A 19,908-nucleotide genomic window follows, 5' to 3' on the forward strand; every position below is an offset into this window, starting at 1 on the left:
TCCGTGCTTAGTGGTTATGGCCTGCGTGCGGGTCTGCGCCTGCACCGGACTTGTTTTTGATGGCCATCTGCATCTGATGCGCAGAACGCAGTGCAACCACGTCGCCTGGAAAGATTGCTCCGTCACTCTCGATCACAACATATTTCTGGTCTCGATACTTCACATGTACGGCGACACGATCAAAGTGATCCCCATTCTGTTGAAACACAAACCAATCCGCTCCGTCTTTCACAGCCGCATCCACTGGAAGAACAATCTGCTTTTCCCAAGCCTCAACGGGGACGCGAACTTCAAGCCGCTGACCTACGCGATACTTCCAAGTGACAAATCTTTGTCCCTCGTTTGTGGTTTCATCGCGAAGAATTCTGTTTGGCAAATTGACGAAGAAAGACAGCGTTCGCGACTGCGCATCAACGGCGTTCGCAACGAATGCTAACTTAAGGTCGGCTAAGGTTTCTTGGCCCGACACTCCTGGAATGATCGCCTCGATTGGCCAGCCCTTAGCCGCAACTTCGGCGATCGCTGGGGCATCCTGTTCAAACGCCTTGCCCTCGATGTAGAGAGACGAATAGTCGGAAAGCGTGCAGAGCATTTCGCCGGCTTGTACACCTTGCCCCTTTGAAGCGCTCAATCGTTCCAAGATCAACGGCTCTGGCTCGTGAACTGCCGGTGGTTGATTCTGAGGCTGAAAGGAGGCTGCTCGAAATCGGCGATCGCTCAATCGCAGATTATTTTCATCATGTGAATGATTGTCGATTTCCGGAGCGACAATGGTGAGATCGCGCAGCAAGCGTTGTTCGCGAACAATCGTGTCGATTTGCTCGTCGCTCAGCCCATGCAGTTTCAGTGCAGCTCGTTGGGCGGCAATTGAGCTTTGCAGTTTTTGAAGAGCGTACTGCCGTTCCAGCAAGATCTTACTGGCGACTGCACCGGAGCGAGTCACTTCTTCAAGCCGCGTGATCTCGCGTTCTTCCACAGCAACGTCAGCCAAGTTCTTAAGCAACTGCGTCTGCGTGTCGACGAGATCTTCATACGTCAGACGAACTTCAAAAAGCATATCCCCCGGTACGACTGCCTCGCCGCTCACGGCGTGTACATGTTGCACAATGCCGATCATGGGCGAAGAGACCTTGATGTCGGTTCGGCCCGGCTTCGCGACAACGATCGCTGGAACGGTGACGGTACGATAGAAGTTTGAAAGCTCAATTGGCCGAAGGTACTCAGGCGTTAGGCCAAGGTTCTTAAGCGATTGGGGAGTCAGCTCGAGCGAGCTGCTCTCGTCATGTCCTGCGTGGTCGTGTCCATCTTCTTCATGAGCATGGTCGTGCTCTTCGTCTGAATGGGCATCCCCTTCGCCTGCCTCGCGCATGGATTCCTTGCGAGCAGCAACCGTTCCGTCGATCCAGCCGTTTAAGGCTGGCCACCACTTGGGATAGAAAAATACAGCGACGGCAACCAATGACAATCCAACGCCCCATCTAATCCATGGGTTGCTGAACATCGCCTGAAGTGAGAGCTTTTTCATAGTAAACTCGACAATTGAAAATCCATTTCGAAGGTGATAGCGCGCGGCCACTCGATCTAGAATGTGCGTGGAGATGAGCATGCACATTGATCTGCGGCAGGCAGTTGTTTCAGTCCAGCAATGCAAGAACCTGGGCTACGAGTAACGCAGAGTTACGCGCAGCAAACATCTGATTGCTCTTGCGAAGCAGGAATTCAACTACGTTTGTGGGCTGAAGAAACGACCAGCAAAAACAAGCGTTGTTGCTCGGACGTGCGAATGCCCTATCAAATTAGCCACACTTGGTGTACGGCGCGATTAAGAGGTGCCTTTGGCGGACCATCCAGCCAACTGCCAACGAAGTCAGCAGCGCGGGATGCAACTTGCCAAAAGTCAACGGACGCATTGATCCAAACTGGATTGGCGATGGACTGGAGGTCTGAAAAACTAGTCGGAGCTTCGGCGATTCCAAATACGCACTGGCCGTCATCACAATGATTGGAGTGGCCGTGTCCTTCCAACGGGCAAGTATCAACGCCATTCTCGGCAATCGACGCTGTGGCTATCTCGTGACCGTTCGATGCGTGTTCATCATCGTGTCCATGTGAATCGCACGCATGTCCATCGTGGTCGCAGCCATGCCCCGTTAAGATGGCGGCTTGTTCTTGCATGCAGCTGCCATGAGACAAACAGCAACCGAGCACCGCGTGAGCGGTGAAGGCAACCAGTGTCAAAAGGCGAATGGCAAAGAACATTACGAGCCAACTTTTACGAATTACGGGATTGAAGTTCATGGCACGCGGACCTTTTAATGATACCGCAACGACGGTTAGGTAACTAGTTCATTCTGAGCTGCGATCGAATCAGAGACGCTTATTCCTGGTCAAGGGTTAGTCCCCGAAGCGAGTCGTCTCCGCTGTTATTAATGACAGCATTGAGCGCCCCGGTCAGCAGATAACCATCGATTTGTGCCTGCGCCGTGGCCAGTTGGGCACGAGCTGCGATGTAGGCAAGGTTCGTGTCAAAGTACGTTCGTCGCGTAACCAGTAGCTGGATGAAATCCTGTTCACCGGCTCGGTACGCGCCCTCGGCTAGATCCAATGTTTCTTGGGCAGCGGGCAAAAGTTCGCTTAAGTACATGTCGACGGCCTCGGCTGCTCGAGCGTAGTCCCCAGAAGCAATCGCGAGCCGCGCACGAATCGCGTTGTCGATGCGCTGTGCTTCTTGCACCGCTCGACAGTACTCAGCGCGAGCCGCAGCGATGTTGCCTTGGTTCTTGTTGAAAACTGGAATTGGCGCACCAACCTGCACATTCATCATGCCCGAGTCGGTGCTGTTATCGACGCCTGCTCCGAACTGGACGTTTAGGTTTGGTAAGGGCTGAGATTCTTGACGTCGGATCGCTGCGCTGGCTTGACGGATTCGAGCTTGAGCAGCAGCGTACTCGGGACTGGTCGCAACAAGTCCATCTTCAACTGCTTTCCAGTCTTGGTTCGCTGGTAGCTTCGGCAGTTCTCCCGCGACCGCCTGTAACTGAATGTTCGGCATGCCAGCTAGAGCAACGATCTCCCGCAGTCGGGCCGACAGCGAGGCTGAAAGCTGCCTTCGATCAAGTTCCAGCTGCTTGAGTTGAACTTGAGTCTGCAAAAGGTCGATCTTGGAGCCTTCGCCTGCTTGCATACGTTTCTCAGCCGCATTCACCCCTTGCTTCAGCAATTCAAAAAACTGATCGATCGATGCCAGTTGTTCTTGAATTCGAAGGCTGTCGTAATAGGCGGTCTTGATGTCTGTCGCAACTCGAAGCTTTTGGGCTTCTAGTTCTTGTACTTGGGCTCGTACGGCTTCATTAAGTACAGCACGATTCAGTGCACGCTTATCGCCCGTAATGATTTGCTGTTGAACGAATAGTAGGTGCTGATCTGTCCCGGCGTCAGCCAACTGTTGGCCCTGGTAGCCCAGCATCGGATTGGCGTACAGACCGACTTGTGTGCGATAACCTGCTGCGATCTGAGTCGTCGCGGCCAGTTCTTTAATGGCTGGATTGTTCGCGAACGCAAGCGACAGGAGTTCTTCGAGCGTCGCACCGTCAGCAATGGCTTCATTCGAGGTCACTGGGTCGACCATGACAACGTCAACGGAAGCGGGTTCGACCACACCGGAAGCTTGAGAGGACTGATGAGCATACGCGGCTTGCGAAACCGGTTGACTTCGCAATGCGTGGTTTTGGTCCAACGGTGTATCGATGCCCGTCTTGCTTTGGCTAACAGCGTCGCTTTGCAAACTTGGGGATGCATAGACTGTTGCTTGCTCGCTTGGACGGATGTGTCGCTCCAGTCCACTGCAGCCAACCGCCATACAAGCGGCTGAGCAGACGATCCATTGTGCAATGTTCATTTTCATGGAGCTCCCTCCGAAGCAAGCGCACTGAGTAGCAAAGGGCTTTCTCGAGTAAAAATATCGAGTGCCAGTAGTGATCCGAACAAAAAAGAATTGGCGATGGTTAACGCCAAGCTCGGTTCAAATGCGCAGCACGTTTGGCAAAGAGGTAGACCGAGTCGACTTGTCGAGATAAAGGTGCTGAAATTGCTTCATCGAACGCTGCTGATACTCAAACCCTGACCACGCTGGAGTGACCGTCGCAATATCGGCTAGTCGATTAACTGAACCAGAAAGCAATAATGCGTTTTCAAAACCACCGATGCAGCACGGACAATCGCGGTGCGAATGGTGATTGTCGTCTTGATGTTGGTCCTGAGAACCGGAGTCATTCGAATCGGAGCAAGGAGCTTCGCACGAATGCTCGTCGTGATCATGTTGGCAATCAGAGTTGTGACCGGCGATCTCAATCACATCACGCAGCAGGCAGTGCGTACAAGCCAGCGACGAGGGAGGGATCAAGGCGGAAATGATCGCAGCCACAAACACGGCGCATTGAGCGAATCGTGTTAGCGGAGTGCGAAGCATTGGGCAATCCAGGGCAGAAGCTGTGGAAAAGAAAACCGATCTGGGACTTCCTTTTTGGTATCGAATCAACAATTGGGGCACCTTTAGCGAAAAGTCCGAATCTCCCGAATGAAGCAGGCTTTCCCTAGTGGTCGGTCACCGGCCAATATCTGATTTGCGTTGATCGTGGGGCATCAAAAGGTCTAAAATCCGTGCGGTTCGGTGGCTGACATTGCCTCAAAGACGTCCAAGAGCTATCCTTAACGGAATGAGATCGCCTCTAGTAGCACTACTCTTAATCGTCAACTTGTTGACCTGTCCGCTTAGTTGTTTGGGCTGCCAACCGCTCCCAGCTTCCAGCGTCGAAAGTGCTTGCGCGACGTGCGAATGTTGCTTTGACTGCGTGGAAACAGAGGTCCCTGCTGCCCCCGAGCCACATGATCGCGATTGCGAGTGCAAGAATTGCATTTGCGAAGGGGCGATTGTGGCTAGTCCGGTTGAGCTTCCACAATCTTCCGATGGGATTTGCTGGTTTCATCGGATACACATCGAACTACGAAGCCCCGTCAGTTCGTTTTTCGCTGATGGGCATTCGAGAATCGTCGTGAAGCATGCATTCACGGGTAGCGATGCGCGTATAGCGCTTCAATCTTGGCAGATCTGAGCCAGCCAACGCCTTTGCGTTTCTTCTAAGTGTTGTTCGGTAGGACAACGATTCAGATTCACTTGTTGAGATTCGGTGCTGCGCAAACTTTTCGCAGCGTGATGATCCAGCCTAAGTAAGACCTCCTTCATGCTGCTTCCCTGGGAATACGGCGTTCGCAATCTGGCTAGGCGACCGGTGCGCACTGCATTAACGATGATGGCACTGGCCACTGTCGTGATGTTGGTGTTCGTGGTGGTCGGGTTCATTCGTGGACTTGAACAGTCGTTGACCGCAAGCGGCGACCAAAACGTCGTATTGGTTTACTCGGTGAACTCGGAAGAGAACATTGAGAACTCATCCATCCCTGCCCGGACGCCATCCTTATTGACTGCCAGTGTAGATGGAACGATCAAGCGATTTGGACTCAATCATGCGTCGCCCGAGTTATATGCAGGCACACGAGTTAAGAGCGAAAACAATGAAGGCGGATTGGGATTGGTGCGGGGTGTAACTCTCGCCGCGCCCCTGGTCCGACGTTCAGTTCAGTTGGTCGATGGTGCTTGGCCAAGTGACGGCGAGGTGATGGTAGGGCGATTGGCGGCCGCAAAGCTAGGAAGCCGCGAAGATGAACTCGCTATTGGAAAGAGTATCGAGTTCGAGGGACGTTCGTGGAACATCAGTGGAAGATTCGCGGCCGGCGGTGCTGCTTATGAGTCTGAGATTTGGTGCAGGTTGTCCGATTTTCAAACTACATCAAAGCGGCAAGACATTAGTTTAGTGGCGTTGCTCCTATCGCCGGGCAGTTCACCCGCTGAAGTTGAATTGTTTTGCAAGGAACGAACAGACCTTGAGCTTCGGGCGATAGCGGAAACTGAGTATTACGCAACGCTACAACAACACTATAAGCCCGTTCGATTGTTGGCTTGGCTGGTCGTAGTGCTGGTGTCCAGTGCGGGGATTTTCGCTGGGCTGAACATGATGTACGGAGCGGTTGCAGGCCGCGTCCGGGAAATAGCGACGTTGCAGGCGATCGGTTACCGCCGTTGCGCTATCTTGATCAGTTTGATCCAAGAAGGTGTGCTTCTATCTGCAGCCGGATCGCTCGTTTCTGGAGTGATCGCGCTGACCTTGCTGAATGGAATGGCAGTTCGGTTCACGATGGGTGCGTTTACGTTACGCATCGACGGCGTAGCGATCTTAATTGGTTGCAGCGTCGGACTGTTATTGGGTGTCGTTGGTGCGTTACCACCGGCACTGAAAGCGCTGCGAGCAGAAGTCGCAGCGAGCCTTAAAGCTGTTTAGTTTTGAAAACCCTTGTTTCGTTTTGGAGCGTTAAGATGAAAGTTTTCTTAAGTATCGCGTTGGTCGTTTTAACTCTTGCCTCTGTCGGCTGTCAGTCGAAAGACAGTAGCTCATCGACTGCGAATACCAGCCAATCCACTTCGTCTTTTCTTGTTGAAAGCGAGCCCACGGGAGCCATGCCCGTAGGTGAAGCTCGAGCAAAGAGCGAAGACGGTCAAGAAGTTACCCTTGTTGGTTTGATCGGTGGATCAAGCAAGCCGTTTGTTGAAGGACTGGCAGCGTTCACGATCGTCGATCCCAAAGTACCTTACTGCGCGGACGATGAAGGTTGTCCAACTCCGTGGGACTATTGCTGTCAGACAGAAGCAGTTAAGGAGAATATCGCAACAATCAAACTCGTGGATGAGGCAGGCAAGCCAGTTGCCTCAAGTGCTCGTGACCTACTAAAGGTCAAAGAGCTCTCGACGGTGGTTGTCAAAGGTAAAGCCAAGCGTGATGAACAAGGCAACCTTACCGTTGCCGCCAACCAAGTGTTTGTTCGGCCAGGTAAATGATCGTGGCAAAAGAACAACTAGATCTTAGCAGCCTGGCGCTAGATCGTACGCCGACAATCAGCGCAACCAAAACACCATCACTTCAACACAAGAAGCGATGGTGGTCGCGGTTTGTATTACCTGTCGCCGTTTTGTTGGGCTTTGCGATGCTGCTTTTCGCTGCGGCGGGCTCTCGCTTTATGCCGGCTCGCGCAGTGACGGTCGTTCCGGTGATTGTAAAACGAGCTGAGCTTCAGCAAGCAGGTACAACGCTATTCCAAGCGCCAGGCTGGATCGAGCCTCGTCCAACTGCCATTAGCGTTGCCGCGATGACTCCCGGTGTTATCGAGGAGCTAATGGTCGTGGGCGGGCAAACAGTTCAAAAAGGGGAGCCAATCGCACGATTGGTTTCCATCGATGCGGAATTGGTACTTGAGCAAGCGAAGAATGCCCTAGCAATCCGCGAAGGTGAACTTAATCGCGCGAAGGCGGAGCTTTCCGCAGCTCGCATTCGCTTCGACAATCCCGTGCACTTGAAGATTCAACTGGCCGATGCAATGAGCAATTTGACGAAATCAAAAACAGAGTTAGCCAAACTGCCCTTCCTTATCAAGTCTGCCGAATCGAGCGTTAAATACACGCTTGGTAGTATGGCAGGAAAGCAATCAGCCAAGGGGGCGATCTCAGATAACACGATCGCGAAAGCCGAAAACGAGCATGCGATGGCAACAGCAAACTTGCAAGAGTTGAAACAACGCGAACCTAATCTGGAACGCGAGGTCAGTGCGCTCGAGGAAGTCGTTCACGCTCTTGAACGGCAATTGGAGTTGCTGGTAGAGGAAACTCGGCAACTGCAAGAAGCAGAAGCGAAGGTTCAATCGGCGGAGGCTTATCGAAATGAAGCTAAGCTGCAAGTACGCCAAGCGGAACTTGCCCTCGAGCGGAGCACAGTACGCGCTCCGATGCAGGGTCGCATTCTAAAAGTGGTCGCATCTCCTGGATCGCGAGTCATGGGTCTTGAAACAACGGCTGGACAAAGCTCGAGTACGGTCGTCGAAATGTATGATCCACAAAAACTTCAGGTGCGAGTTGATGTGCGACTTGAGGACGTCCCGATGGTCACGCCGGGCCAACAGGTCAACATTGAGACCGCCTCTTCTGCCGATGTAATCCACGGTCAAGTGCTGCAGATAACCAGCTCGGCGAACATTCAGAAGAATACATTAGAGGTCAAGGTTGAGTTGCTTGATCCACCTCTGTCAGTGAGCCCCGAGATGCTCGTCACAGCCGCTTTTCTGGCTCTAAAAAGCGACGTATCGTCCGATTCAATGAGAGAGGCGGAGCGCATATTCGTTCCAGAGTCTTTCGTGCAGGCTAGCGATTCACAATCGTTTCTATGGATAGTTGATGAGAATTCAAAAGCGAGAAAACGCACGGTGCAGCTAGGTGGTAAAGCGGCCGATGACCTCATCGCAATCAAATCAGGTCTCCAAGTTACAGATAAGTTGATCGCTTCAGGAAGAGATGGCCTGAGCGAGGGTGCGAGGGTGCATGTAACAAGCGACGATCCAATTATAGGAATGAAATAGATGGCACTCGTAGAACTTCGTGGTGTAAGCAAGAGCTTTAGCAAGGGCGAAGAGACCATCACGCCACTTGACAACATCAGCATGGACATTGAGGAAGGCGAGTTCATCTCCTTAATGGGTCCCAGCGGTACCGGCAAAAGCACGCTGCTTAACTTGGTGAGCGGAATTGACCGGCCCGATGCGGGAACAATTACTGTCGATGGGACAGATGTGACCAAGTTGTCTCGCACGCAGCTTGCTGATTGGAGAGCTGCCAACCTTGGGTACATATTTCAGACACACAATCTCATTCCTGTGTTGACCGCTTATGAGAATGTTGAACTACCAACGCTGCTGTTGAAGTTATCCTCCGCGCAACGAAGGCAACGAGTTGAACTGGCTCTAGAGGCGGTCGGCTTGAGCGATCGAACAAACCACTATCCCCGCCAGCTTTCCGGTGGACAAGAACAACGCGTGGGCATTGCTCGTGCAATAGTGGCTCATCCGAAAGTTGTCGTGGCGGATGAACCGACTGGGAGTCTGGACGCAGAAACCAGCGACCAAGTTCAGATACTTCTGCAGAGACTCAATCGTGAACTCAATATCACGATGTTGATGGTCACGCACGATAGCAACGTCGCGGCCATTGCAACCAAGCAATTAATCCTTGATCGGGGCAAGTTCCTGGCTCGCGCTGAAGGAGCAGCTCGATGATTGGTTATGTCTTGAAAACATTGTGGCGACACCGTACTCGAACGCTGCTGACGGTATCGGGTGCAGCGGTAGCGATGTTCGTCTTTTGTTTCGTTGGCTCTGTTCAAGAAGGGCTTCATCGGCTGACGACGGGTTCCGATGCGGATCGCAGCTTGATTGTGTTTCAGGAAAATCGCTTTTGCCCAACCACCAGCCGCTTGCCAGAGGATTATGCAACGAAGATCCGTGAGATTAATGGGGTGCGCGATGTCATGCCTATCCAAGTGTGGACGAATAACTGTCGAGCAAGCTTGGACATCGTGGTGTTCAACGGTGCCGACCCCATCCAGATCCAAAAGTCGCGACCACTCACGCTTGTAAGCGGTAGCTGGCAACAGTTTCAATCACAACGCGATGCAGCCATTGTCGGGCGCAATGTTGCGAATCGTCGAGGCTTAAAAGTCGGCGACCAGTTTTCGATCGGTGACATTTCGGTGCGGATAGCAGGGCTTTTTTCGTCGACGGTGCCTTCCGAAGAAAACCTTATTTATACGAGTCTCGCTTTTCTGCAGTATGCCCGCGGCCTCAACGCAGCCGGACTGGTTACTCAGCACGAGGTCCAATTGACCGACGATGCCGATCCCGATCGCGTGGCAAGTGAAATCGACTCCAAGTTGCGAGCTGGTGCCGTGGCAACCAAAACGCGTCGTAAAGGAGCGTTTCAAGCGAGCACACTTTCGGATCTTGTCGACCTCATCGGGTTTGCCCACTGGCTCGGCTACGCGTGTGTCGGTCTGGTGTTATCGCTTGTGGCTACTACAACGGTCATGAGTGTCCAGGATCGCATCAAGGAATACGCAGTGTTGCAGACCATCGGCGTGCGTCCTCTAACCACCATGCGTCTGGTTCTCACCGAAAGCACACTCTTATGCTTGGTGGGAGGCGTAACCGGAACGTTGCTTGCGATGCTCGCGCTGAGTCTCGGTGGTTTTGCGATCGGAGCTGAGGGAGCGACTATTGCCTTCCGACCGTCCGTAGCACAGGCGTTTTCCGGATCAGCAATTTCCCTTTGTGTTGGCGTGATCTCTGGTTTACCTCCAGCAATCCAAGCTTCAACAATTTCAATCGTGCACGCTCTTCGTCAGTCATAGTCGCGAATAAAAGAAGCGTAGAGGAACCGACTGAATGGAAAGATTCCAGCGATGATACGCCAAAGGCAGCTCGCAAAAGGCGAACTGCCTACTAACGATTGTTCAAGGTGAGCACGGGCGATAAAAACTTTACTTCCCAGGCTTTGGTGCCGGCGTTTCATGATCGAGAGGCTCATGTCCACCTGCCGCATGGTGTGCGGCATCTTCGTGACCGAGCTCCTTTAGCAGCTTGTCGTGCTCCTTCTTCATTTCATCTAGCGATACTTGGATCTTGCTGCACATCTCTGCGCACATTTTTCCATCTGGTGATGATTTGCAGCATTCTTCATGAAGCGACTTCTGGACTGCGTTCGCTTGGCCGAGTTGCGTTTCGATCTTCTTGACTTGCGCGACAACCTTCGGGTTAGTTGCGTGTTCGTCACGAACAATTACCAAATCACGCTGAATGGCCTGCAATTGCTGACCAAGCATCTGGGATTCTGCTTGCGTCACCTGCGTTTGAATCATCGGCGATTGAGTCGCATACCGCTGGATTCCAGTTGAATAGTCTCTGGCATGTTGGATGTTGCGAGACGTTCGCTGGTTGGCCCAAAAGCCAGCCCCATTGTTTCTCGACACCTTGTCATTGATCCGTGATTGGGCTTGTGTCACTTGCGGAAAGGCAAGTGCGAGACCCGCTACCAGTGCGATCGAAGCTGCAAATTTTCCAAAACTTTCGATACTCATCATAGTTCCCTTCAAGAACATGAATTGCGACATCGTGAATACAAAGATGTCGACTTCTGTGAGGTCGTGAACCGCCATCCGGTCCACACATGCAAGTTTGATGCTTCGCTCGCGACTCACCTTCAGAAATAAAACTGATTCGGAGCATGAATGTCGAAGTAATGTTGAATGCGTGTCGGGATCTCGGATTGACGAAGGCCGGTTTGCTAGCGAGTGCGGGGGTCACCCACGTATTGTCCAACTTTACTCGGCTCGAAGCTTGACGAAACGCAGTAGTAAGCTCTTCTCCAGCCAACAAACGCACAAAACGTTGTTACTCCACAAACTTCGAATCCCATCCGTTTTACAGCCTGAATCGCTCGTGCATTGTTGGCGTCAGTCGTTAAAGCAATTCGCAGGACTCCGTCCGCCCTAAGAATCTCTGCTGCCTGACTAATGAGCACTTGATATAACCGCTTTCCACGATGCTCAGGTTTTACGAATGCGGCGAAAAGATAAGCGGTCTCAGGATCCAGAAATAACGGAAGACCTGTCCATACATGTCCGCTGGAGTTATGCGCGGCTGGAATATCGCCCGTGCCAACCCAGGCATATGCAACAATCGCTTCGCTGGCCATTAATGCATAGCAACGAAATCTTTTACGATCGAGATATTGAAAAGCTTCGCACTGGAAGAGCGGGTTGCACTGTGAAAGAATATCGAAGCTCTCGACCGATAGTTCAATTAGTTCAATCCCGTCGGGTAACTTTTGTCCGGATGCAGCTAAGTGTTCGACGTTGGAACACATGAGCAGGCTGAAGTCGGCAATACCTACGCGTCGAAGTAGTGAATACACAAGCCTATCGATTTTTCGCGGAGCGAGCGTGAATGCTGCATCCGTTATCACCAATGTCTCATAACGCATGGCAACGCGCTCAATTCCTTCTTCGTTTGTGGATATAACGATTCCTCCCCGATCGTCGAGACAAATTTTTGTTCAATGCTTCCTAATTAACATTTCAGGCCAATGCGAATCTAGCCTCGCATTGAGTGTTGGTCGTTAAAGACAACCAACACTCTTTGACAACCTGCCGGTTTAACAAACGGGTTAGTATTGTTGACAATCTACTTGGCACCTGAGACGACCTTTTTCAGTCCCTTCTCGGATGGGCACATTGGGCACGTACCACTCTCGACACCCTGTGTGAGCGTGCTGGCGGCTGAGCTGGATTCTTTGCCTCCGCAACAAGTGGCCTCACAGGCATTGGAATCGCTTGTGCAGCATTCGCATGTGCACTGTGCGCAGCTACAAATCCCGGTTTCACAGCAGCAGCCGCCGTCGGTACAGCAACTGGAGCAAACGCATGATTGTGACACATCAGTGGTCGGGTTGCTTGCGACACTCGCCGCAATTGCAAGACTAACCGCAAAAAGAACCAACATCAAAAACATAGCTACTGACTTCATTTTTCAACCTCGTATTTCACTATTGGACCTCGCGTTGCATGAAACCACTTCCGCAACCTTGAGTTTGGATGCATTTGGCAGACACTTTCTTCAGCGAACTTTGGATTATTTTCGAACGCGGTGCACCCGTCCTGCTCGATTGGCGCTCATCCAGATTCGGCACTGCTCCAGTCGTTTGCAGAATGCTCGCCAAATCTTGCTTGAGTGCTCAGATGAAGCTCAATTGAATTGCCTTCACAGCTTTTTTGATTTTTTTGGCATTTTCTCGATACTTGCTTTATCTGCAAGAAATACCGCATTCCGGCATGAGTGCTGCGGGGGCTTCATCACGAAGGCTCGAACTTTTCGAGGTCATCTAAGCCAATTCAATGCGAGGTTTGTTATGTCCCACTTTTCACTTGTTGCCGCGTTCGCCCTATCCGCGATTGTTCCGCTCGCGGCATTTGCTGACCAACATGAGGATTCGAAAATGAAGAAATGCGCCGAAGTCTGTGCCGCTTGCCAAGTCGAGTGCGATAGCTGTTTCGATCATTGCCTGAAAATGCTTTCGGAAGGGAAAAAGGAGCATCAGGCAACCGCTAGAATGTGCGCTGACTGCGCCGAGTGCTGCAAAACATGCGCGACACTGTGTGCCCGCAACAGTCCCTTAGCTAAGCCTATGCTCGAATGTTGCGCCAAGTGTTGTGAAGAGTGTGCGGCTGCGTGTGAAAAATTTCCCGATGATGAACATATGGCCGCATGTGCTAAATCCTGCCGAGAGTGCGCGAAGGAATGTCGCGACATGCTCAAGCAAGTTCAGAAATGATTGCATAGCAACAACCGGGAAGTAAAAGGAAGAGTCTGTTGTTTCGGGCCGCGCTTCAGGCGCGGCTCGAAACCGAACTCATCGCCACGACCTTAATCGCAATGCGTTTGTCACGACAAAGAAGCTAGAGAGACTCATCGCCAGACCTGCCGCTATCGGTGACAGACTCAGACCTGTCATGGGTTTAAGCAGGCCGGTTGCAATGGGAATAAGCAAAACGTTGTAGCCAAACGCCCAGCCCAGATTCTGCTTGATGTTCAACATCACGGCCTTCGACAAGCTTATCGCACGCGGAATATTTTGAATGTCGCCAGACATGGCGATCACGTCGGCGCTCTCGATCGCAAGGTCTGTTCCTGTGCCCATCGCGATGCCGACATCGGCGATCGTTAGTGCAGGAGCATCGTTCAAGCCGTCGCCCACGAAAGCCACACGCCGTCCGTCTCGCTTGAGCGTGTATACCACGTCAGCCTTGTCATTCGGACGTACTTCCGCATAGACCATCGTTGCTGGTATTCCGCAGCGATCTGCAATGGATAACGCGGTTCGCTCATTGTCCCCTGAGATGAGCGCCACTTCGTAGCCCGATTGTTTTAGATGCTCCACTGCGCTTTGCGTCGATGGTTTGATCGGATCTGACACGATCATGATCGCGGCGAGCGAACCATCGACGGCCGCGAAAAAGTATCCGCTCCCCTCGGACATTGCATCAGCTACTTGTGCATCAAACGACGATGTTTCGATGCGGCGTTCTCGCATCATCTTTTCCGAGCCGATGATTATCGCGTGACCGTTGGATAGTTCGGCTTCAACTCCCGCGCCTGCAATGGCGTTGAAGCTGGTTACGGTAAGAGGCGACTTGGGCCCTTTGGCAGCGGCATCCACAATAGCCGTGGCCAAAGGGTGCTCCGATCGCTGTTCTACGAGAGCCAGTTGGGCCAGCAAGTCGTCACTCGAGAACGGTGGCAATACGTGGAATAGCGAGAGGTGCGGTTTTCCAACCGTCAGCGTTCCGGTTTTATCAAAAGCGATCAATGCAACTTGGCTCAAAGACTCGATCGCATCCGTCGAGCGAAACAGAATCCCTTGTTGCGCCGCCTTGCCCGTACCCACCATCACACTCGTAGGAACCGCGAGTCCCATTGCACATGGGCAAGCAATAATGAGTACAGCGACCGCATGGATGAGTGCTTGATCGATTGAGCCGCCAGGCATTACGAAAAGCCATGCGAGGGCAGTAAGCAATGCGATCAACAACACCACGGGTACAAAGTACGCGACGACTCGATCAGCAATGCCTTGAATGCGCGGCTTGGAAGCCTGCGCAGATTCAACGAACGCCACGATCTTCGCTAAAGTCGTGTCGGCTCCGATGGCAGTGGCTCGAAACTGAATACTTCCGCTGCCGTTGATCGTACCTGCCACCACTTCGTCCCCCGCTTCCTTGGCCACTGGTACGCTCTCACCAGTCACCATGCTCTCATCGATATAGGTAGAACCACTAACGACCACACCGTCCACTGCGATGGCAGATCCAGGGCGGACTTCAACAACATCATTAAGGACAACAGCCTCCGCAGGAATGGTTACCGCTTCACCGTTGCGTATAACTGTGGCCATTTTCGGTACCAGTTTTAGCAGTACCTTCATTGCGTCAGACGCTTGATGCCTGGACTTCGTTTCAAGGAATTTGCCTAACAAGATCAGCGTGATCACCACTGCTGACGCTTCAAAGTAGACATGACGCGATTGCGGAGGAATCCACTGGGGAAAAACCGTGACAACAGTGCTGTAGAGGAAAGCGGCCATCGTCCCCAGAAGAATCAGCGAATTCATATCGGGAGATGTTGAAAAGAGGCTCTTTGCGCCTAGTCGAAGGAAGCGTCCGCCAAACCAGAATTGAACAGGAATGGCCAAGCCGAACATGACCCAATTCCACTGCTCCATCGACAACCAGGACATCATCAAACTCATGACTCCGTCGGACAACATGGGAGCCATCGCAAGCACAACGATCGGTAGTGCAAAGATCGCTGCTCCGACGAACAAATGCCACAATCGCTGAGCGTCTAAATCGTTGTCCTCAATCGAACCCGCGTTTCGCACCGTGGAGAGCTCAACTGGCTCATAACCCAGCTTTGTAATCGCAAGTTGGATCGTTTCGAGTTCGCCAGCTTGTGGGAAATGGTCGAACTCGACCGCCGCACGCTCCGTCGCGAGGTTGACTGAAGCGCTGGTCACTGATGGGATCTTGCGCAGTCCATTTTCGACGCGTCGGACACACGCAGCGCAGGTCATGCCCTTGACGCCAATCTCGACCGTCTGGTCAGCATTCATCATTATCGATCTCCTCGTCTAAGAGGCCCACCACTTGGCTGGAGGTTGCTAACTAGAGGCTACTGCTTCATAGCCGGCTTCTTCGACGGAAGCCATTATTGATTTGTCGACGAATTGCCCCTCGACAACTGCTTTTCCTGCTTTCAAATCAACCTGGGCAGCGGTTACGCCATCGGTGGCTCGGATGGCTGACTCAACCGCTGATTTACAGTGGCCGCAGGTCATGCCAGTGATCTGGAAGGCCTGTTTACGTGGTTCTTGGTTCATTTTTGCGTCTCTTATTGGCGTAGAGGTGAAGTGGCCGTATCGCTAGGTTGGATGCCGGCACGGCACCGATTCTTCAGGTAGAATGGTCCTGTTCGCGGGGGAATCTGCCGGCACTTCGACTCGCGGAGCCAAAATCGGAAAAAAATCGGAAATTCCGTGAAGGAACGCGGCTTGAGGTCCATCCAAAGCACGTAAGCCTCGAAATTTGAAGCAAAAGCACGAGTCATGTCATCACTTACCCTCCATATCGTTTTGCTGTTCGCGGTTGCGTACAGTCAAATCTTTGGCGGAGTTTCGTGTTGCTGCCTCTCGCGAACGATCATTGCAAGTCTGGCGACTGCGCAAGTGGCTACGCCAGCCAGCGCTGATCACGCGATGCCAAACGCGTCCCTAGCGCCAAACTGCCCCAAATGTGCTGCTGCCCAAGCATCCGGTGCGAGAAGTGTGAATTCCGAGGGACTTCGAACTTCCAGCGTTGCGGGGAGCAACGAATGCCAATGCGCGAAAGCTATTTCTAGCGCTACTGCTCAGCACGAACCTCGATCTGCGTCCATTGCTGTGCAGTATATCGCGACTAGCCTCGCGACTTGGGACGTCATCCCTCGTGCGCAACGGATTGTGTTTCAAAGACATGAAGTTCCAATTCCCTTCGAGGGTTGTTCCTGGCAGTCGATCGCCTGTGTTTGGAAGAAATGAGAAGACCGACAATCCGATAGCTTCGGGATTGTTGACTGGCTGTGTGCTTAACTTCAGGCACACACCACTGGCTTTTTAGTTTCTTATACAAAATAGGTGAATCATGTTGACAAAACTCGCTCTTTTGAGCGTTCTCGCTCTTTCCGCAGTTTCCTACTCGGTAAATGGAAGTCAGCAAAGCACGAATGCAGCGTCTGAGGCCTCCGTTAGCGAAGCTTCCTGCTGCATGAAAAATGCTTACTGCTGTGCTGTAGATCAACCTTGCTGCCTTCGCTAGATCGACGACAAGTACGGTCTGAGATTGAGTCCTGCTCGAAGCTTCCGAAGGCTTCGGGCAGTTTTCTCTTTTCGGCGGGAAGGAGTGAAGAATGATACCAACAGAGTCATCCAATGAGATGAATGGAAAAGCGGAGGATCGTGCATCACCGCTGACTAAAGAAGAATTGACGCTGTGGATTAGTCGTGCCAGCAACGGACATCGAGAGTCACAAAAGCACATTTACGAGCTATTGGCAGCCAGGTGCTATCGAGTCATTCGAAAGATTGTTGGCGATAGTCATGCTGACGACGTGATGCAGGACTTCGTTATCCACTTGTTTTCGAGGCTTAGTCAGTTTCGTTTCGAATCGACGCTCGAAACATGGGCGCACCGCATGGCTGTGAATCAAAGCTTGCAGTACCTGCGAAAAATGAAACGGGAAGAACAGCGCATTCAAAAAGTCGCGGAGGCTGGAGAAGTGTCTTTAGATTTTAATCAAAAGATTCAAGCAGACGAAGATATCGAGGTTCTTGAGTTGGCTATGCAGCAAATCACGGGTGAGCAGCGAGCGATTTTGCACATGAAAGAAGTCGAAGGGCTTGGATACTCAGCGATCGCAAGCGTTCTGGGCATACCCGAAGGTACCGTTGGTTCACGACTAAACAAGGCTAGAAACGAATTGAGGACTTCTCTGATCCACTTGGGCTGGGAGGCATAAGAATGAATTGCGATATGGTTGCAGAGCACTTGTCGGCGTACATCGACCAAGAGCTCGACACCGCGGCTTGTCTCCAACTGGAGGAGCATGTTGAGCAATGCGATGCATGCCGTGGGCTGATGTCTGAATACCGCTCGATGGGCGTATTGATGCGACGTTCGGAGCGGATAGTCGATACGGAAGCAGTATGGGAACAAGTTTCTCGCAAACTTGAATCTCCTGTTGTGACACTTGCTTCGACAGAATTCCAATGGAGGGATTGGGCCAAGCGTTATGGCACTTCTATTTTGGCCGCGGCTGCTGGTGTTCTTATCCTGGTTTCGGCACTGCGCTATGCTGCGCCCGATAATCACGACACCGCTAATGCGTTGCACGATCATGCTGCCATGGCTGTAGATTTTGCCGAGGTATTCCGCTCAGCCAGAACGGAACCTCAGATCGCCTTGTCCAAACTGAGCGAGAAGTACGACGGCCGTGAACTAGGTACCGAAGAAGCTACGAAATATCTTGGTTATCAGCCGGCATTATTCAAGAGTGTTCCCGAGGGGTTCACACGTGTGTCAACACACGTTTTGAACATGCCATGCTGCAAATGCTCGGCAACCATTTGTGAGCGAAGCGACGGCACATCACTGATTGTTTTTGAACACAGAGATGAGCAACCTGTCTGGTTTGGCGACTCCCCGTCAATTGAGACGCAGTGCGCGGGCATGCCTTGCAAGATTATTGAGTCAGCTGGGCAACTAGCCGTTAGCTGGAGAAATCAAGATCGGCAAATGACGATCGTCGGCGCAGATGATCTGACTGAAGTGAATCACTGGGTAGCATCTCTGAAGTTGTAAGTTCCACTTCGATGAATTCGCTATCCCTTTCCAACTCCCTTGTTCCATAGAGGACCAAACCATGATCAAGAACAGTATTCTCGCTCTCCTTTTCGTTTTCACTGCGGCAGCATCAAGTTATGCGCAAACAGCAAAAGACGAAACGTCTGAGCAACGTCGCGAGCGTCTGCGGATAGCTGTGCAAGCGATATGTCCAGTGTCGGGCGAGTCCCTCACTGACCATGCCAAGCCGGTCAAGATGACGAATCCAGAAACCAAAGAGGTGCTTTATGTCTGTTGTGAAGCATGCCTAGAGGCGAAGCCGGATGCCAAGCACATTGAAAAGATCCGAACCAACTTCGCCAAAGCCCAAGGACACTGCTTGGTGATGACGGACAATGAAATCTCTGCCGATTCGAAGCACGGTATTGTCGATGGGCACTTTGTATACGTCTGTTGCCCGCCATGTGTAAAGAAGATGAAGGCCGAACCAGCCAAGTTCTTGTCCAAGCTTGATGACCTTTACGAAGCGTCGCTCAAGAAGTAACCGTCCGATTCTACTGTTTCAACTGAAGGTGTTTAGAAATGAAAAGATGGAACTTGTGTTGTTTGTTTATTCTGCCCCTAGCGGTGACCACTCTGGTCTTCCTTAGTGGCTGTAATCCGTCGCAATCGGACGAGACCGCAGATCAGACTGCACCACGCGTTGAGGGTGAAAAGGCTGGCGTTGCAAGCGATGAGAGATCTGCAACGAACTCAATTGCCGGCGACGCTGACAGTGAACATGGTCATATCCCGGGTGCTCACGGCGGCATCATGATTTCGCTGGGGAGAGACAGTTATCACGTGGAAGCGGTCATCGATTCAGCAGGTGCTGTTCGGCTTTACACGCTTGGCAAGGATGAGAGTCGAGTTATCGACGTGGAAAGCCAGACGTTGAAAGGGTTTGTCAAAGCCGAAGGGGACGCGGATTCCAAACCAATCTCGTTTGAGGCATCTCCACAGGACGGCGACAGCCCTGGGAAGACTTCGCTTTTCATGGGGCAACTGCCACAGGAGCTGGTGGGGCGCAAGCTGGATGTAACCATTCCAAACATTCGAATCGATGGCGAGCGATTTCGTCTGGGTTTTGTCTCTGGGCAGGAGAGCCATGATGAATCGTCCGACATGCCGGCTAAGGTCGCTAACGAAGCAGAACGAGAGTTGTATTTGACACCGGGCGGTCGGTACACCGTTGCGGACATCGAAGCCAATGGCAATATGACGGCTTCGCAAAAGTTCAAAGGGATGAAGTCGGAACATGACATGAAGCCAGAAGTCGGCGACATGCTGTGTCCTATCTCGGGAACAAAAGCGAATTCCAAATTTACGTGGATTATCGATGGTAAGCCTTACGAGTTCTGCTGCCCTCCGTGCGTCGACGAATTTTTGGCTTCCGCAAAAGAGTCAACGGACCCGCTGCCTGATCCAGATAGTTTCATCAAGAAGTAGG

At 52.1% G+C, this 19,908-nt stretch carries 19 protein-coding genes; 10 read left to right on the forward strand and 9 right to left on the reverse strand.

Features of this window, described 5'->3' with window-relative positions:
• Positions 1 to 7 precede the first annotated feature (7 nt).
• The 5 genes from SH451x_RS16995 to SH451x_RS17015 all read right to left on the reverse strand — a co-directional run bounded on the left by SH451x_RS16995 (position 8) and on the right by SH451x_RS17015 (position 4,985).
• The gene (locus SH451x_RS16995; protein ID WP_479358183.1) at positions 8 to 1,525 is read right to left on the reverse strand and encodes an efflux RND transporter periplasmic adaptor subunit; all 1,518 of its coding nucleotides are present in this window, start codon (positions 1,523 to 1,525) and stop codon (positions 8 to 10) included.
• Positions 1,526 to 1,791: 266 nt separating this feature from the next.
• Positions 1,792 to 2,298, reverse strand: a complete 507-nt coding sequence (locus SH451x_RS17000) for a hypothetical protein (protein ID WP_479358184.1) — start codon at positions 2,296 to 2,298, stop codon at positions 1,792 to 1,794.
• A 79-nt stretch (positions 2,299 to 2,377) separates the two neighbouring features.
• Complete coding sequence (locus SH451x_RS17005; protein ID WP_479358185.1) at positions 2,378 to 3,904, reverse strand: TolC family protein; 1,527 nt, start codon at positions 3,902 to 3,904, stop codon at positions 2,378 to 2,380.
• A 117-nt stretch (positions 3,905 to 4,021) separates the two neighbouring features.
• Positions 4,022 to 4,468 (reverse strand): hypothetical protein, encoded by a 447-nt coding sequence (locus SH451x_RS17010; protein ID WP_479358186.1) that lies wholly within the window; start codon positions 4,466 to 4,468, stop codon positions 4,022 to 4,024.
• A gap of 274 nt (positions 4,469 to 4,742) precedes the next feature.
• A complete protein-coding gene (locus SH451x_RS17015) occupies positions 4,743 to 4,985 on the reverse strand; it encodes a hypothetical protein (RefSeq protein ID WP_479358187.1) in 243 nt (80 codons plus the stop codon).
• A 255-nt stretch (positions 4,986 to 5,240) separates the two neighbouring features.
• Between SH451x_RS17015 and SH451x_RS17020 the strand changes: the two genes are divergently transcribed.
• Genes SH451x_RS17020 through SH451x_RS17040 form a run of 5 tightly spaced genes read left to right on the forward strand, consistent with a single transcriptional unit; the run spans position 5,241 to position 10,340 of the window.
• Positions 5,241 to 6,395 carry an ABC transporter permease gene (locus tag SH451x_RS17020; protein ID WP_479358188.1) on the forward strand — a complete coding sequence of 385 codons (1,155 nt, stop codon included), beginning with the start codon at positions 5,241 to 5,243 and terminating at the stop codon, positions 6,393 to 6,395.
• 35 nt (positions 6,396 to 6,430) lie between these two features.
• Positions 6,431 to 6,949 carry a hypothetical protein gene (locus SH451x_RS17025; protein WP_479358189.1) on the forward strand — a complete coding sequence of 173 codons (519 nt, stop codon included), beginning with the start codon at positions 6,431 to 6,433 and terminating at the stop codon, positions 6,947 to 6,949.
• A gap of 2 nt (positions 6,950 to 6,951) precedes the next feature.
• Complete coding sequence (locus SH451x_RS17030) at positions 6,952 to 8,517, forward strand: efflux RND transporter periplasmic adaptor subunit (protein WP_479358190.1); 1,566 nt, start codon at positions 6,952 to 6,954, stop codon at positions 8,515 to 8,517.
• Positions 8,518 to 9,210 carry an ABC transporter ATP-binding protein gene (locus SH451x_RS17035; protein ID WP_479358191.1) on the forward strand — a complete coding sequence of 231 codons (693 nt, stop codon included), beginning with the start codon at positions 8,518 to 8,520 and terminating at the stop codon, positions 9,208 to 9,210. It begins immediately after the preceding gene.
• Positions 9,207 to 10,340: an ABC transporter permease gene (locus SH451x_RS17040; protein ID WP_146675867.1), complete on the forward strand. Its 1,134-nt coding sequence runs from the start codon at positions 9,207 to 9,209 to the stop codon at positions 10,338 to 10,340. The genes SH451x_RS17035 and SH451x_RS17040 overlap by 4 nt, the downstream gene beginning before the upstream one ends.
• Before the next feature lie 129 nt (positions 10,341 to 10,469).
• Here SH451x_RS17040 and SH451x_RS17045 read toward each other — a convergent pair whose 3' ends face one another.
• Both SH451x_RS17045 and SH451x_RS17050 read right to left on the reverse strand, forming a co-directional pair.
• Positions 10,470 to 11,186 (reverse strand): hypothetical protein, encoded by a 717-nt coding sequence (locus SH451x_RS17045; protein ID WP_240491329.1) that lies wholly within the window; start codon positions 11,184 to 11,186, stop codon positions 10,470 to 10,472.
• Positions 11,187 to 11,272: 86 nt separating this feature from the next.
• Positions 11,273 to 11,971, reverse strand: coding sequence for a GNAT family N-acetyltransferase (locus tag SH451x_RS17050; RefSeq protein WP_479358192.1), 699 nt, complete (start codon positions 11,969 to 11,971; stop codon positions 11,273 to 11,275).
• Between the two features lie 1,011 nt (positions 11,972 to 12,982).
• Here SH451x_RS17050 and SH451x_RS17055 point away from each other — a divergent pair.
• Entirely contained in the window at positions 12,983 to 13,318 is a 336-nt protein-coding gene (locus tag SH451x_RS17055) for a four-helix bundle copper-binding protein (protein ID WP_479362916.1), read from the forward strand.
• Between the two features lie 78 nt (positions 13,319 to 13,396).
• Here the strand turns inward: SH451x_RS17055 and SH451x_RS17060 are convergent, their stop codons facing one another.
• Positions 13,397 to 15,658 carry a heavy metal translocating P-type ATPase gene (locus SH451x_RS17060; protein WP_479358193.1) on the reverse strand — a complete coding sequence of 754 codons (2,262 nt, stop codon included), beginning with the start codon at positions 15,656 to 15,658 and terminating at the stop codon, positions 13,397 to 13,399.
• 45 nt (positions 15,659 to 15,703) lie between these two features.
• Positions 15,704 to 15,922 carry a heavy-metal-associated domain-containing protein gene (locus tag SH451x_RS17065; RefSeq protein ID WP_479358194.1) on the reverse strand — a complete coding sequence of 73 codons (219 nt, stop codon included), beginning with the start codon at positions 15,920 to 15,922 and terminating at the stop codon, positions 15,704 to 15,706.
• A 1,064-nt stretch (positions 15,923 to 16,986) separates the two neighbouring features.
• Here SH451x_RS17065 and SH451x_RS17070 point away from each other — a divergent pair.
• The 4 genes from SH451x_RS17070 (at position 16,987) to SH451x_RS17085 (ending at position 19,907) form a co-directional block, all read left to right on the forward strand.
• Entirely contained in the window at positions 16,987 to 17,595 is a 609-nt protein-coding gene (locus SH451x_RS17070; protein ID WP_146675862.1) for an RNA polymerase sigma factor, read from the forward strand.
• A gap of 2 nt (positions 17,596 to 17,597) precedes the next feature.
• Positions 17,598 to 18,437 carry a zf-HC2 domain-containing protein gene (locus SH451x_RS17075; RefSeq protein ID WP_479358195.1) on the forward strand — a complete coding sequence of 280 codons (840 nt, stop codon included), beginning with the start codon at positions 17,598 to 17,600 and terminating at the stop codon, positions 18,435 to 18,437.
• Positions 18,438 to 18,498: 61 nt separating this feature from the next.
• Positions 18,499 to 18,963: a hypothetical protein gene (locus tag SH451x_RS17080; protein ID WP_146675860.1), complete on the forward strand. Its 465-nt coding sequence runs from the start codon at positions 18,499 to 18,501 to the stop codon at positions 18,961 to 18,963.
• Between the two features lie 38 nt (positions 18,964 to 19,001).
• Positions 19,002 to 19,907, forward strand: a complete 906-nt coding sequence (locus SH451x_RS17085; protein WP_146675859.1) for a hypothetical protein — start codon at positions 19,002 to 19,004, stop codon at positions 19,905 to 19,907.
• Position 19,908: the final 1 nt, after the last annotated feature.

Source organism: Njordella aestuarii (assembly GCF_056494165.1).

What these genes read in the sequence shown, in the direction of transcription:
- SH451x_RS17055 (WP_479362916.1), top strand. Translation starts at nt 12,983, where the DNA reads ATGAAGAAATGCGCCGAAGTCTGTGCCGCTTGCCAAGTCGAGTGCGAT.
- SH451x_RS17070 (WP_146675862.1), top strand. Translation starts at nt 16,987, where the DNA reads ATGATACCAACAGAGTCATCCAATGAGATGAATGGAAAAGCGGAGGAT.
- SH451x_RS17065 (WP_479358194.1), bottom strand. Translation starts at nt 15,922, where the DNA reads ATGAACCAAGAACCACGTAAACAGGCCTTCCAGATCACTGGCATGACC.
- SH451x_RS17085 (WP_146675859.1), top strand. Translation starts at nt 19,002, where the DNA reads ATGAAAAGATGGAACTTGTGTTGTTTGTTTATTCTGCCCCTAGCGGTG.
- SH451x_RS17000 (WP_479358184.1), bottom strand. Translation starts at nt 2,298, where the DNA reads ATGAACTTCAATCCCGTAATTCGTAAAAGTTGGCTCGTAATGTTCTTT.
- SH451x_RS17060 (WP_479358193.1), bottom strand. Translation starts at nt 15,658, where the DNA reads ATGATGAATGCTGACCAGACGGTCGAGATTGGCGTCAAGGGCATGACC.
- SH451x_RS17005 (WP_479358185.1), bottom strand. Translation starts at nt 3,904, where the DNA reads ATGAAAATGAACATTGCACAATGGATCGTCTGCTCAGCCGCTTGTATG.
- SH451x_RS17050 (WP_479358192.1), bottom strand. Translation starts at nt 11,971, where the DNA reads ATGCGTTATGAGACATTGGTGATAACGGATGCAGCATTCACGCTCGCT.
- SH451x_RS17040 (WP_146675867.1), top strand. Translation starts at nt 9,207, where the DNA reads ATGATTGGTTATGTCTTGAAAACATTGTGGCGACACCGTACTCGAACG.
- SH451x_RS17020 (WP_479358188.1), top strand. Translation starts at nt 5,241, where the DNA reads ATGCTGCTTCCCTGGGAATACGGCGTTCGCAATCTGGCTAGGCGACCG.
- SH451x_RS17035 (WP_479358191.1), top strand. Translation starts at nt 8,518, where the DNA reads ATGGCACTCGTAGAACTTCGTGGTGTAAGCAAGAGCTTTAGCAAGGGC.
- SH451x_RS17080 (WP_146675860.1), top strand. Translation starts at nt 18,499, where the DNA reads ATGATCAAGAACAGTATTCTCGCTCTCCTTTTCGTTTTCACTGCGGCA.
- SH451x_RS17075 (WP_479358195.1), top strand. Translation starts at nt 17,598, where the DNA reads ATGAATTGCGATATGGTTGCAGAGCACTTGTCGGCGTACATCGACCAA.
- SH451x_RS17010 (WP_479358186.1), bottom strand. Translation starts at nt 4,468, where the DNA reads ATGCTTCGCACTCCGCTAACACGATTCGCTCAATGCGCCGTGTTTGTG.
- SH451x_RS17015 (WP_479358187.1), bottom strand. Translation starts at nt 4,985, where the DNA reads ATGAAACCAGCAAATCCCATCGGAAGATTGTGGAAGCTCAACCGGACT.
- SH451x_RS16995 (WP_479358183.1), bottom strand. Translation starts at nt 1,525, where the DNA reads ATGAAAAAGCTCTCACTTCAGGCGATGTTCAGCAACCCATGGATTAGA.
- SH451x_RS17025 (WP_479358189.1), top strand. Translation starts at nt 6,431, where the DNA reads ATGAAAGTTTTCTTAAGTATCGCGTTGGTCGTTTTAACTCTTGCCTCT.